The 12,321-nt window shown below is 64.4% G+C and carries 12 protein-coding genes; 4 read left to right on the forward strand and 8 right to left on the reverse strand.

All coding sequences use genetic code 11. From position 1 onward, the window contains the following. Window positions 1-25: 25 nt before the first annotated feature. The 4 genes from DMO17_RS13905 to DMO17_RS13920 all read right to left on the reverse strand — a co-directional run bounded on the left by DMO17_RS13905 (window position 26) and on the right by DMO17_RS13920 (window position 3,640). Window positions 26-601 (reverse strand): adhesin, encoded by a 576-nt coding sequence (locus DMO17_RS13905; RefSeq protein ID WP_110683090.1) that lies wholly within the window; start codon window positions 599-601, stop codon window positions 26-28. After that, complete coding sequence (locus DMO17_RS19575; protein ID WP_146224921.1) at window positions 601-1,050, reverse strand: hypothetical protein; 450 nt, start codon at window positions 1,048-1,050, stop codon at window positions 601-603. Before DMO17_RS19575 ends, DMO17_RS13905 begins: the two co-directional genes overlap by 1 nt. Window positions 1,051-1,386: 336 nt before the next feature. Next, complete coding sequence (locus DMO17_RS13915) at window positions 1,387-2,001, reverse strand: hypothetical protein (RefSeq protein WP_110683092.1); 615 nt, start codon at window positions 1,999-2,001, stop codon at window positions 1,387-1,389. Between the two features lie 7 nt (window positions 2,002-2,008). Next, a complete protein-coding gene (locus DMO17_RS13920) occupies window positions 2,009-3,640 on the reverse strand; it encodes a methyl-accepting chemotaxis protein (RefSeq protein ID WP_110683093.1) in 1,632 nt (543 codons plus the stop codon). A gap of 198 nt (window positions 3,641-3,838) precedes the next feature. On the opposite strand from DMO17_RS13920, the gene DMO17_RS13925 reads away from it, so the two are divergent. Together DMO17_RS13925 and DMO17_RS13930 are read left to right on the forward strand one after the other, a co-directional pair. After that, window positions 3,839-4,672, forward strand: coding sequence for an undecaprenyl-diphosphate phosphatase (locus tag DMO17_RS13925; RefSeq protein ID WP_110683094.1), 834 nt, complete (start codon window positions 3,839-3,841; stop codon window positions 4,670-4,672). 8 nt (window positions 4,673-4,680) lie between these two features. After that, window positions 4,681-5,352 (forward strand): DUF1294 domain-containing protein, encoded by a 672-nt coding sequence (locus DMO17_RS13930; protein ID WP_181418788.1) that lies wholly within the window; start codon window positions 4,681-4,683, stop codon window positions 5,350-5,352. On the opposite strand, the gene DMO17_RS13935 is transcribed toward DMO17_RS13930, so the two are convergent. Further along, entirely contained in the window at window positions 5,349-5,687 is a 339-nt protein-coding gene (locus DMO17_RS13935) for an MmcQ/YjbR family DNA-binding protein (protein WP_110683096.1), read from the reverse strand. The two genes, DMO17_RS13930 and DMO17_RS13935, sit on opposite strands and share 4 nt — an antisense overlap. Before the next feature lie 76 nt (window positions 5,688-5,763). Here DMO17_RS13935 and DMO17_RS13940 point away from each other — a divergent pair, with 76 nt between their 5' ends. Further along, on the forward strand, window positions 5,764-6,270 hold the full coding sequence (locus DMO17_RS13940; RefSeq protein WP_110683097.1) for a DUF1993 domain-containing protein: 507 nt from the start codon (window positions 5,764-5,766) through the stop codon (window positions 6,268-6,270). Between the two features lie 54 nt (window positions 6,271-6,324). Here the strand turns inward: DMO17_RS13940 and DMO17_RS13945 are convergent, their stop codons facing one another. Together DMO17_RS13945 and DMO17_RS13950 are read right to left on the reverse strand one after the other, a co-directional pair. Further along, window positions 6,325-7,911 carry an ABC-F family ATPase gene (locus tag DMO17_RS13945; protein WP_110683098.1) on the reverse strand — a complete coding sequence of 529 codons (1,587 nt, stop codon included), beginning with the start codon at window positions 7,909-7,911 and terminating at the stop codon, window positions 6,325-6,327. A 103-nt stretch (window positions 7,912-8,014) separates the two neighbouring features. Continuing rightward, window positions 8,015-8,293, reverse strand: a complete 279-nt coding sequence (locus DMO17_RS13950) for a peptidylprolyl isomerase (RefSeq protein WP_110683099.1) — start codon at window positions 8,291-8,293, stop codon at window positions 8,015-8,017. A gap of 145 nt (window positions 8,294-8,438) precedes the next feature. On the opposite strand from DMO17_RS13950, the gene DMO17_RS13955 reads away from it, so the two are divergent. Next, complete coding sequence (locus DMO17_RS13955) at window positions 8,439-9,641, forward strand: PilT/PilU family type 4a pilus ATPase (RefSeq protein ID WP_181418789.1); 1,203 nt, start codon at window positions 8,439-8,441, stop codon at window positions 9,639-9,641. 25 nt (window positions 9,642-9,666) lie between these two features. On the opposite strand, the gene DMO17_RS13960 is transcribed toward DMO17_RS13955, so the two are convergent. After that, complete coding sequence (locus DMO17_RS13960) at window positions 9,667-11,919, reverse strand: heavy metal translocating P-type ATPase (RefSeq protein ID WP_110683100.1); 2,253 nt, start codon at window positions 11,917-11,919, stop codon at window positions 9,667-9,669. Window positions 11,920-12,321 lie beyond the last annotated feature (402 nt).

Below are 12,321 nucleotides of genomic sequence, written 5' to 3' on the forward strand. Positions count from 1 at the left end.
TTGGTTTGAAGCCAAAGTACCGGGTTCAGGGAACCGACATGACCCGGATGCCGACGTTGTTTATCGCTTGGTTGCCAACGCCGGCACTCTGGTTCAGCTGCACCACACCCTTGCTGCCGGCGAAGGCGCCATCGTCCAGATGAACGCTGCGACTGGCATTGGGAGTGGCTGCCACTGCCCCCGAGTGCACTTGCGCCTGGGCGACGGACTGCGCCAAGGCGAAATCGTCGAGTGCCTGCGGCGCTACGCCGACACCCATCTGTAAGATCAGGCTGTTGATGCTCTGGTTGCCGCTGCCGGCGGCTTGGTTGACACCCAGCACGCCGTTGCCGCCAGAGAACGCTGCACCATCGATACGGGCGCTGGCTCTCTGCAGGTCGCTCGTTGCCTGTTGCAGGGCCTGCCGGTGGAGAGCCTGGGCATTGCCGCCGATGGCCAGGGTGCGGCCGTTGACCTGCTGATTGAAGTCGCCGGCCGCCTGATTGACGCTCAGACTGCCGCTGTATTCCTGGCCGCTGGCCTCGATACGGGCTTGTTGTTCGGCGGCCTGGAGGCCGCAAGCGCTGGCCAGCAGGGCGCCGGCAATGGTTAGGCGAATCATCAGCGGCCTCCAATGTTGTGCAGCGGCTTGAGGCTCTGCTGGATGCTGCGGTTGATCTGCCCGCCGACATTCTGCACGGCGCCGCCACCATGCCTGGGCTGGTTGGTGTGCAGGCCGCCGAAGCCGCGCAGCTCGCCCCCGCCATGCAGGCCGCGCAGGCTGGTGTCCATGCGCAGGGCATTGCCAACGCCGCCTGATACCCGGGCGAAATCGGCATCACCCAGTGGCTCGATGGGGCCTATGGTGCGCTGCACGTGTTGATCGGGTGAGATGTCGACGGTGACCGGGGCTGCCTGTCCCGGCCCCTCACGGGTGGTCACGCGGGAAGGTACATCGCGAAGGATCAGTATTTCGCCGGCGCCCGCCTGGGGGATGAGGGGGAGGGAGGTTGCAGCCAGTACACAGGTGACGAACATCAGCCTGGGTAATTCGTCCAGCTTGAGTCTCATGATCGATAGCCTTCTCGATATTTGCATCGTGCATCCAGCAACGGCGCAGATCTGGCAGAATTCGTGCCTGTTCGAGAAAATCTTTTTAAATCATGCTCTTATGGGGTATTGGGGATGGCAGGCAACTTGTCGCTGCTTCAGCGATGAAACACTCGGGTACCCTGGAGCCGGTGCCGCAATCACTGCCCGGGCGTGCTGAAACAAGGCTTCATGACGCTTTGCCGGGAGCCTGTTTCGGCTCTGATACAGGAAGCGCAATCCCGCCTGTCCACGTGGCGGACAGGAGCAAACCGTATCGGTATTGAGACAGGAGACCTCCCGGCGAGGCCGGGAGGATCAGCAACCCAGGCTGTCGGCCTGGCGATAGAGCATCAGCAGCTTGCGGGTGATGGTGTGCTGGATGTCGTCCCGTTCGAACGACGACAGCCGGGTCAGGCGCTGCACCTGCAGGCGGTGCAGGTGAATGTAGGGCATGCTCTGGTCGAACTCGCGCAGGTCGCCCTTCATCAGGATCGGCAGGAACACGTCGCCGATCTTCTTCTGGTTGCTGATGATCTGCGCCAGTGCCGGCTTGAATGGCATGGTCTTGGGCGCCGGGCCGCCGTCCTTCATCTGCGTAGTCAGCAGCAGCCCTGGCTTGCCCAGAACGACGCCGGGCAGCACGCACAGGCCAGTCTTGCGCACTGCCACCGGGTCGATGCCATGCAGCGTGTCATGGAACGCGTAGGGGTTGGGCAGCACCACCATCTTGCGCCCGTAATCGGTGGGGAAGTGCAGGTTGTAGTTGGTGTAGAGCTGGCGCGTCGACTCGGAGTACACGCACAGGCGGTTCTCGAACAGCTTGATGAAGCGTTCGGCCAGCTCGCGCCGGGCGATGCTGTCCAGATCCCAGATCAGGTCCTGGTTCTGCTGCTGGCCGAGGTTGACCTCCTGATGCTCCATGCTGCTCATTCACACCTCATACGCGGAACTGGCCCAATAGACGGTTCAACTGACCGGCCAGCTGACCGAGGTGCTGACTGGCCTCACTGGACTGGTCCGCCGCCAGCGCGTTCTCATGCGCCAGCGAGGCCGCCTGGGTGACGTTGTGGTTGATGTCTTCCACCACATGCGACTGTTGCAGCGTGGCACTGGCGATCGAAGCATTCAAGCCCGTCAGGTTGCGCAGCGAGGCGGCGATCTGCCCCAGGCTCTCGCCGGCCTGGCGTGCCTGCTCGACAGTCAGCTGGGAAGCCTGGCTGCTGGCGTGGATGACCTTGACCGCCGCCTCCGAGTTGCCCTGCAGGCGTTCGATCATGCTGTGGATCTCCGCGGTGGACTGCTGGGTGCGCTGGGCCAGCAGGCGCACCTCGTCGGCCACCACGGCGAAGCCGCGGCCCTGCTCGCCGGCCCGAGCGGCCTCGATGGCGGCGTTCAGCGCCAGCAGGTTGGTCTGCTCGGCGATCGAGCGGATCACTTCCAGCACGCTGCCGATCTGGGTGCTTTCCTGGGCCAGGCTCTGGATTACCTCGACGGCCTGGTTGATGGTTTCCGACAACTGGTCGATCTGGCGCAGGCTGCTGTCGATGTTCTGCTGGCCCTGCAGCGCCTGCTGCTCGGCCTGGCGCACCTCGCTGGCGGCATGCTCGGCGTTCTTCGCCACGTCCTGCACGGCATAGGACACCTCGTTGATGGCGGTCGCTACCAATTCCATCTGCTGCGACTGCTGCTGGCTGTGCTGCTGCGCGCTGCCGGCGATCTGGCCGAGCGACTGCGACGCCTGATCCAGTGCGCCGGCGGCCTGCAGCGACTGGCCGATGACCCCGCGCAGCTTGCCGGTGAAGGCGTTGAAGTGCTCGCCGAGCGAGGCCAGTTCATCGCGCCCGCTGTGGTCTAGGCTGCGGGTCAGGTCGGCTTCGCCACTCGCGATATTGGCCATGGCGCCGACCGCCTCGTCCAGCGGGCGGGCGATGCTGCGGGTGATCAGGATCACCAGGCCGGCCAGCAGCAGGGTGACCACCAGCAGGATGCCCAGCGCACGCATGGCCTGGGCGCGGAACTCGCCCTGCACGTCATCGACATAGATGCCGGAACCGAGGATCCAGCCCCAGGGCTGGAACAGCTCGACGTAGGAAATCTTCGGCACTGGCTCGTCCGAGCCCGGCTTGGGCCAGCGGTAGTCGACCTGGCCCGATCCATCTTTCTTCGCCAGTGCGACCATCTCGTTGAACAAAAACTTGCCGTCGGGGTCCTTGTTGCCCGAGAGATTCTGCCCTTCGAGCTTGGGGTTGGTCGGGTGCATGACCATCACCGGCGTGAGGTCGTTGATCCAGAAATAGTCGTCCTGGTCATAGCGCAGCCCGCGAATCAGCTCCATCGCCTGCTTCTGCGCCTCGTCGCGGGCCATGCCGGCGCTTTCCAGTCCATGGAAATGCTTGAGGATGCCCAGGGTGCTTTCCACCACATGGCGCGTCTTCAGGGCCTTGGCCTGGTATAGGTCGCCATGGATCTGCTGCAGCATCAGGCCGGCCAGGGCCAGCAGCATGACCACGGAGGACAACAGGATCAGCCACAGGCGGCGGCTGATGGGCAGGTTGCGCAGACTGTTCATCGAAGGGCAACTCCAGGTTCTTGTTATGCGGATGGTTCGCGCTGAGCTAACAGGCAGTTTAGAAGTTGTGCAATTAGGCGTAGGCCCGGCAGCGGTGACGTTTGTCTTCTGTTAGCATGCGCGGCTATTTTGTCGGCCCGCTCGGGCCCTTGCTTTGATATCGGCAAGCCCAGGCAAAGGCTTAGCCCAGAGGTATTCATGGATTTGTGGACCGCCCTGCAGGCACTGATTCTTGGCGTGGTCGAGGGGCTCACCGAGTTCCTGCCGATCTCCAGTACCGGACACCAGATCATAGTCGCCGACCTGATCGGCTTCGGCGGCGACCGGGCCAAGGCCTTCAACATCATCATCCAGCTCGGCGCCATTCTGGCGGTGGTCTGGGAGTACCGGCGCAAGGTGCTCGAGGTGGTATTCAATGTGCCGCGTCAGCGCCAGGCACAGCGCTTCACCGCCAACCTGCTGATTGCCTTCCTGCCGGCTGTGGTGATCGGCGTGGCCTTCGCCGACCTCATCCATGACTTCCTGTTCAACGCCGTCACCGTGGCCACGGCCCTGGTGGTCGGTGGCCTGGTAATGCTCTGGGCCGAGCGGCGCAAGCACGAGATCACGGTCGAGGAAGTCGACGACATGACCTGGAAGGAGGCGCTGAAAATCGGCCTCGCCCAGTGCCTGGCGATGATCCCCGGCACCTCGCGTTCGGCCTCGACCATCATCGGCGGCTTGCTGTTCGGCCTGTCGCGCCGTGCCGCCACCGAGTTCTCCTTCTTCCTGGCCATGCCGACCATGGTCGGTGCCGCCGTCTACTCCGGCTACAAGTACCGCGAGCTGTTCCAGCCCGGCGACCTGCCGGTGTTCGCCCTGGGCTTCGTGGTGTCCTTCATCTTCGCCATGATCGCCGTGCGCGCACTGCTCAAGTTCATCGCCAATCACAGTTACGCCGTTTTCGCCTGGTATCGCATCGGCTTCGGCCTGCTGATCCTGGCCACCTGGCAGTTCGGCCTGATCGATTGGAGTAGCGCCCAGGCGCACTGATGGAAGGCATGGAGCGACGCGGCACACTCAGGAGCTGGAACGATGCCAAGGGCTTCGGTTTCATCCAGGCCGAGGGTGATGGCGCGCAGGTGTTCGTGCACATCTCCGCCATGCGCGGGGATAGCCGCCCCAAGGTCGGCGATGCGGTGCTCTATGTCGCCGCGCCGGACAGCCAGGGACGCCTGCGCGCGCAGCACATGCGCCATGTCGGGCTCAGCCTCGACCGCCCGGCGATCCGGCGCAAGCCTGTGCCGGCAGCAGACGCACCCGGCAGGCGCCGGAGCGAGGGTTCAGGCATTCACAATCTGCCCGCAAAGCTACTGATACTGGCAGCGCTGGCTGTTCTGCCGGCCTGGGGCAGCCTGGCGCTGCTCGGCCAGGGCATATTCTGGGTAGCGCTGGCCTATGCGCTGCTCAGCCTGTTCAGCTTCTGCCAGTACTGGTTGGACAAGCAGTCGGCGCAGAAGGGCCGCTGGCGCACCCCGGAGAACAGCCTGCACATCGCCGAGCTGGCCGGAGGCTGGCCCGGCGCGCTGGTGGCGCAACAGGTGTTTCGCCACAAGACGCGCAAGGTCTCCTTCCAGCTGGTGTTCTGGGCCATCGTCGCGCTGCACCAGGCCTTCTGGCTCGACCGCCTGGCCCTGGGCGGCCGCTACCTGGGCCACCTGCTGCCGTTCTAGTCGAGCAGCAACCCCGCCTGGCGAATCTTCGGCAGCCTGCGCACCACCAGCTGGTGCGAGCGTGCCAGCAGTTCGCGCAGCTCGGCGTCGCCCAGCGGGAAGGGTTCGGCCATGCTCACCCAGTGGGCGCGGGCCAGGTAGGGGGCAGGGCGGATGCCCGGGCGGTCGACCATGCCGAGGAACAGCTCCGGCGCCACCTTGAACGCCAGGCCTTCGCTGAGCAGGGCGAACATCTTGTTGCCGGCCACCGAGAACACCCGCACGCCGCCCCACTTGTAGTCCTCGCGGGCGCCCGGCAGTTGCAGGCAGAAGTCGGCGACCTGTTGCGGAGTCATCTTTAGTTCACCTCCCTGTGGGTTGATGCGGCTAACCTAGCAGAGTCCCGATTCTTTCACTGCCAAGGAGTTTGTCATGTCGCTGTCCCTCTACCAGGCCTCCGTTCCCGTCTTCGTGCGCATGTTCGGCAACCTGTCGGCCATTCTCGACAAGGCCGAAGCCTACGCCGCGGCGAAGAAGATCGACCCGGCGGTACTGCTGAATGCCCGTCTGGCGCCGGACATGCACCCGCTGACCCGCCAGGTGCAGATCGCCAGCGACGCGGCCAAGGGCTGTGCGGCGCGCCTGGCCGGGGTGGACATTCCCAGCTTCCCGGACACCGAAAGCAGCTTCGCCGAGCTGCAGGCGCGTATCGCCAAGACCCTTGAGTTCATCAAGGGCCTGACGCCGGCGCAGATCGACAGCGGGGAAGGGCGCGAGGTGGTGCTCAAGTTCCCCGGCGCCGAAATGAAGTTCCAGGGCGAGGACTACCTGCTGCACTTCGTCCTGCCCAACTTCTATTTCCATATCACTACCGCCTACGCCATCCTGCGCCACAACGGCCTGGACATCGGCAAGATGGACTTCCTGGGCCGCGTCTGAGCCCGGATATGAAAAGCCCCGCACTGGCGGGGCTTTTTCGTGGCGGCGCCGGCGTCAGACGATCACGCCCTGGCTGCGCAGATAGTCGTCGTAACTGCCGCTGAAGTCAGTCACGCCGTTATCCGACAGCTCGATGATGCGGGTGGCCAGGGAGCTGACGAACTCGCGGTCGTGGCTGACGAAGATCAGTGTGCCCGGGTAGTTCTCCAGCGCCAGGTTGAGCGCCTCGATGGATTCCATGTCCAGGTGGTTGGTCGGTTCGTCCATCACCAGCACGTTGGGCTTCTGGCAGGCCAGCTTGCCGAACAGCATGCGCCCCTGCTCGCCGCCGGAGAGCACCTTGACCGACTTCTGGATCTCGTCGGAAGAGAACAGCATGCGGCCCAGGGCCGCGCGGATGTTCTGCTCGCCGGTGGTCCACTGGCCCATCCATTCGAACAGGCTGTCGTCGGCCTCGAAGTCGTGGGCATGGTCCTGGGCGTAGTAGCCCACCTCGGCGCTGTCGGTCCATTTCACCTCACCGGCATCCGGTTGCAGCTCGCCGACCAGGGTGCGCAGCAGGGTGGTCTTGCCGATACCGTTGGGACCGATGATGGCCACGCGCTCGCCGGCCTCGACCTGGAAACTGAAGTTCTTGAACAGCACCTTGTCGTCGAAGGCCTTGGACAGCTTCTCGATGGTCACGGCCTGGCGGTGCAACTTCTTGTTCTGGTCGAAGCGGATGAATGGGCTGACGCGGCTGGACGGCTTGACCTCCTCCAGCTGGATCTTGTCGATCTGCTTGGCGCGGCTGGTGGCCTGCTTGGCCTTGGAGGCGTTGGCCGAGAAGCGGCTGACGAAGGTCTGCAGCTCGGCGATCTGTGCCTTCTTCTTGGCGTTGTCGGACAGCAGGCGCTCGCGGGCCTGGGTCGCGGCGGTCATGTACTCGTCGTAGTTGCCGGGGAACAGGCGCAGCTCGCCGTAGTCCAGGTCCGCCATGTGGGTGCAGACCGAGTTCAGGAAGTGGCGGTCGTGGGAAATGATGATCATGGTGCTGTTACGCGCCGTGAGGATGTTTTCCAGCCAGCGGATGGTGTTGATGTCCAGGTGGTTGGTCGGCTCGTCGAGCAGCAGCACGTCCGGATCGGCGAACAGCGCCTGGGCCAGCAGCACGCGCAGCTTCCAGCCCGGCGCCACTTCGCTCATCGGGCCGAAGTGCTGCTCCAGCGGAATGCCGAGGCCCAGCAGCAGCTCGCCGGCGCGGGATTCGGCGGTGTAGCCGTCCATCTCGGCGAACTCGCCTTCCAGCTCGCCCACCTTCATGCCGTCTTCTTCGCTCATCTCCGGCAGCGAATAGATGCGGTCGCGCTCGGCCTTGACCTTGTACAGCTCCGCGTGACCCATGATCACGGTGTCGATCACGCTGAACTGCTCGTAGGCGAACTGATCCTGGCGCAGCTTGCCCAGGCGCACGTTGGGTTCGAGCATCACCTGGCCGGCGGAGGGTTCCAGGTCGCCGCCGAGGATCTTCATGAAGGTCGACTTGCCGCAACCGTTGGCTCCGATCAGGCCGTAGCGGTTGCCGTTGCCGAACTTGACGGAAACGTTCTCGAACAGCGGCTTGGCGCCGAACTGCATGGTGATGTTGGCGGTGGAGATCACGGAGGTATTCCTGAAGAGGCGGGCGCTTGCGCGCAAAAGGGCGCGATTGTAGCGGTTTCCCGTCGGCTCGGCAGCCGTGATCGGTCGGGCGGTGCTGCAGCCGTCACTCGCGGTAGAACACCTGGATCAGATGGAAGCCGAACTGGCTCTTCACCGGTCCGTGCACTTCGCGTAGCGCCTTCTTGAAGATCACCTGATCCACCGCCCGCACCATCTGCCCCGGGCGGACCTCGCCGAGGTCGCCGCCGCGCTTGCCGGAGGGGCAGGTCGAGTACTTCTTGGCCAGCACGTCGAAGGCCTCGCCGGCGGCGATGCGTTTCTTCAGGGCGGCCGCTTCGGCCTCGGTCTTCACCAGAATGTGGCGGGCCATCGCCTTGGGCATGACGGGTTCCTCATTTTGCGGAGCGACTATTGTGCCAGCATTCCTCGCGCCATCAGAATGGCGTCATTTTTCAGGCCTCGCTCGACCGGAAACCCGGGCCGACTTGGCCTAACTTGTCTATTCCACCTAGATGGAACCGCGCCCCATGGACCTCACCGCAATGCTGAAAATCCTGTCCAGCCAGGACGGGTCCGACCTCTACCTGTCCACCGGGGCGCCGCCCTGCGCCAAGTTCAACGGGGTGCTCAAGCCCCTCAGCCAGGAGCCGCTCAAGCCGGGGGATGTGGCCGCTATCGCCAATGGCGTGATGGATGCCGAGCAGCGCGCCGAGTTCGACAAGGAGCTGGAGATGAACCTGGCCATCTCGGTGCCCAACGTCGGTCGCTTCCGCATCAACATCTTCAAGCAGCGCAACGAGGTGTCCATCGTCGCGCGCAACATCAAGATGGAGATTCCCAAGTTCGAGGACCTCAAGCTGCCCGAGGTACTGCTCAAGACGGTGATGGAGAAGCGCGGCCTGGTGCTGTTCGTCGGCGGCACCGGCTCGGGCAAGTCGACCTCGCTGGCGGCGCTGATCGACTACCGCAACCGCAACAGCGGCGGCCACATCATCACCATCGAGGACCCGGTGGAGTATGTGCACCGGCACAAGAAATCGATCATCAACCAGCGCGAAGTCGGGGTCGACACCCGCAGCTTCCATGCCGCGCTGAAGAACACCCTGCGCCAGGCGCCGGACGTGATCCTGATCGGCGAGATCCGCGACCGCGAGACCATGGAGCACGCCCTGGCCTTCGCCGACACCGGCCACCTGGCCATTTCCACCCTGCACGCCAACAACGCCAACCAGGCGCTGGATCGCATCATCAACTTCTTCCCCGAGGAGCGTCGCCCACAGCTGCTCAATGACCTGGGCAACAACCTGCGCGCCTTCGTCTCGCAGCGCCTGGTCAAGACCCTGGACGGCAAACGCCGTGCGGCGGTGGAAGTACTGCTGGGCACGCCGACGATCCGCGACCTGATCAAGCGCAACGAATTTTCCGAGATCAAGGAGATCATGGAGAAGTCGAAGAACCTCGGCATGCAGACCTTCGACATGGCGCTGATCGACCTGGTCCACGAGGGCGCCATCGACGAGGAGGAGGCGGTGAAGAATGCCGACTCGGCGAACAACGTCCGCCTCAAGCTGAAACTCTACAAGGACAACCCGGCCAGCCAGTCGGCTCCGGCGCCCGCAGCGGCTCCCGAGGCCAAGCCTGCCGCCGCAGCCAACTGGGCGATGGAGCTCAAGCTCGAGGAGATCGAAGAGGAAAACCCGCCGGAAGATCCCGGTCGACCCGGCATCTGATCGGGCGAGATGCGCCCAGGGCTCCTCAGCGACTGTCGAGACTGTGGTAGAGCTCGTCCTCCTGGGCGAAATGCAGGCTCAGCAGGGTGTCCAGGCGCAGCAGCAGACGCTGGATTTCCTCCAGCGAGCTCCCGGCAGGGGCCGCGTTCATTTGCTCCAGCAGGTGCACCAGGCGGAATATCTCCCGATGGGTATGGCTCAGGGCTGCGAGCGGGTCTTCGCCTGGCAAACGCCGAGACAATTGCGGGTAGAGGCTGTCCTCGTCGGCTTGTTCATGGGGAACCAGCTGGCTCTTTAGCGCTTCAATAAGGCCGGCCAACTCCTCCCGGGCCTGCGCCGGTGGAGCGTCATCAAGCCCCTCGGCGGCCGTGCGCAGCCGTTCGAGCAAGGGTAGGAGGGCGGCATGCTCCTCACGCAGGCTGTCTATCCAATCGCCCGCGAGCCTTGGGGTTGCTCGCTCCCGCCATCCCGCACCAAGCGCACGCAGCGCATTGCCGATGACTGCCAGGTCGATGGCTTCCTGGACGACCGCCCCGGCCAGCGCCGGCAGGTATCCCGCCACGGCCAGCAGCATGGCCAGCAACGACAATCCCATCCCCACCAGCACGCCCTGCACCGCGATGGCTCGGGAGCGTCGGGCGATTCGCAGGGCTTCGGCGACCCGGTCCAGGCGGTCGACCAGCAGCACTACGCCGGCCGCTTCGGAAGAGGCACTGGTACCGCCGGCGCCCAGGGCAATCCCGACATCGGCCGCGGCAAGGGCAGGGGCGTCATTGATGCCGTCGCCGACCATCAGACTGGTGCCCTCGCCCCGCCCTTGGCCAATGGCTGCGACCTTGCCGGCGGGGGAGAGGCCTGCATGAATCTCATCGACACCCACAGCCATGCCAATCGCCTGGGCTGCATCCGCGCGATCGCCGGTGAGCATGACGATGTGCCGTATACCTGCCTGGCGCAACAAACGCAGGGCCCGCGGGGACTCCAGGCGCAGGCGGTCGGAGAACAGCACGGCACCGGCCATCACGCCATCGATGGCGATGAAACTACCGCCAGCCACCTCGTATGCCATGCGGCGCAACATACCTTCGCTCCAGGGCAGAGCAGTGGTGGCAGCGGCGACATAGTCATGACCGCCGAGCATCACCGCATGCCCGGCTACCACCCCGCACAGGCCGGCTCCGGGTTGCTCGCGCACCTCCTGGGCGCGCTCCAGGCTCAGCCCGTGGGCCTGGGCAGTCTCGACTATGGCCTGGGCTACCAGGTGCGGCGAAGACTGGGCCAGTGAGGCGGCGAGGCGCAGCAGCTGTTCCCGCGAGTGGCTGCCTGCACTCTCTACGGCAAGTACACTGACGTGCCCCATCGTCAGGGTGCCGGTCTTGTCGAGGAAAAGCCGCCTGGCACGCGCCAGTGCTTCCAGCGTGGCGCCATCCTTGATGAGGATACCGCGGTGCGCGCAGCGCGAAATGCCGGACATGATTGCGATAGGTACGGCCAGAATAAGCGGGCAGGGGGTGGCCACCACCAGTACCGCCAGCACGCGCAGCGGGTCGCCACTGATCAGCCAGGCTATGCCGGCCAGGGCCAGCGTGACGGGGATCAGCAGCAGGGCATAGCGATCTGCCAGGCGCACGAAAGGTGCGCGCGACAGGCGTGCGGCCTCTACCATCCGCACTATGGCGGCATAGGTGCTCTGGGTGGCCGGGTGGCTGGCCCGCATCTCGAACGGCGTACCGGCATTCAGCGCGCCACTGCGCAGGGTGTCGCCGGGCTCACGACGAACCGGTAGCGGCTCGCCGGTCAGTGCCGACTCATCCAGAGTGACCGAATTATCGAGCACCACGCCGTCCACAGGCACCATTTCCCCCAGACGTACCAGCAAGCGATCACCAGCCTGGATGTGCTCAACAGGCACCTGTTCCAGTTCGCTGTCGCGATAGCGCCAGGCCATGCGCGGGGCGCGGTCGATCAGGCGGCGTAACTCGTGCTCGGCGCGGCGCCCGCTGTAGCTCTCCAGAGCGCGACCACTGGCCAGCATCAAGGCAACCAGAGCTGCAACGAGGGCCTGGCCGAATAGTACGGCGGTTGCGATGGCCAGCAAGGCGATGAGATCGACACCGATTTCTCTGCGGCGCAAGCGGGCCAGGATCTCCACCAGCAGCAGAACAGCAGCCAGCAGGGCGCTACCATTCCAGAGGGTGGCGGCGAGCTGGCCATGCCCCAAAGCGCTCAAGACCAGACCAACAGCCAACACCAGCAGCGCGGCTCCGGGTAACAGCATGTCATTCCTGCTACGCGAGATATTCAGGATGGCTCCTGCCTAAAAGTGCTGAGGTGTTTCGCCTGCACCTTGCTGCCAGCGCAGGCGACGGAAGGCTTCTCTCAAGCGTCCTGGGAGAACTTTAGCTGGCAGAGCATCGACGTGCGGCAGAGGTTTTCCAACAGCGCGACGAACCGGATCGTGGCCTGGAGATTTCCTCGTTGTGTGCATGCGGGTATTGATTACGGCAGTGCGAGTCTGAAGTGGCAGGGATGGACCTGAGGGCGTTGCAGGTATTCATCCAATTATATTATTTAACATAATATACATTATGCGAATCTTTGGCTCAGATCGGCGGAGGGAAGCTGCTGGTATGCGCAGCTACGAGCATGCGCTGCCGTAGCGCCTTACGGGCCTCAGCCT

Origin of the sequence: Aquipseudomonas alcaligenes (genome assembly GCF_003205495.1) — a bacterium.
GTDB lineage: Bacteria > Pseudomonadota > Gammaproteobacteria > Pseudomonadales > Pseudomonadaceae > Aquipseudomonas > Aquipseudomonas alcaligenes_B.

Coding starts and splice junctions, on each gene's coding strand:
- DMO17_RS13935 (WP_110683096.1), bottom strand. CDS start 5,687: ATGACTCCGCAACAGGTCGCCGACTTCTGCCTGCAACTGCCGGGCGCC.
- DMO17_RS13960 (WP_110683100.1), bottom strand. CDS start 11,919: ATGCTGTTACCCGGAGCCGCGCTGCTGGTGTTGGCTGTTGGTCTGGTC.
- DMO17_RS13940 (WP_110683097.1), top strand. CDS start 5,764: ATGTCGCTGTCCCTCTACCAGGCCTCCGTTCCCGTCTTCGTGCGCATG.
- DMO17_RS19575 (WP_146224921.1), bottom strand. CDS start 1,050: ATGAGACTCAAGCTGGACGAATTACCCAGGCTGATGTTCGTCACCTGT.
- DMO17_RS13905 (WP_110683090.1), bottom strand. CDS start 601: ATGATTCGCCTAACCATTGCCGGCGCCCTGCTGGCCAGCGCTTGCGGC.
- DMO17_RS13930 (WP_181418788.1), top strand. CDS start 4,681: ATGGAGCGACGCGGCACACTCAGGAGCTGGAACGATGCCAAGGGCTTC.
- DMO17_RS13955 (WP_181418789.1), top strand. CDS start 8,439: ATGGACCTCACCGCAATGCTGAAAATCCTGTCCAGCCAGGACGGGTCC.
- DMO17_RS13920 (WP_110683093.1), bottom strand. CDS start 3,640: ATGAACAGTCTGCGCAACCTGCCCATCAGCCGCCGCCTGTGGCTGATC.
- DMO17_RS13925 (WP_110683094.1), top strand. CDS start 3,839: ATGGATTTGTGGACCGCCCTGCAGGCACTGATTCTTGGCGTGGTCGAG.
- DMO17_RS13950 (WP_110683099.1), bottom strand. CDS start 8,293: ATGCCCAAGGCGATGGCCCGCCACATTCTGGTGAAGACCGAGGCCGAA.
- DMO17_RS13915 (WP_110683092.1), bottom strand. CDS start 2,001: ATGAGCAGCATGGAGCATCAGGAGGTCAACCTCGGCCAGCAGCAGAAC.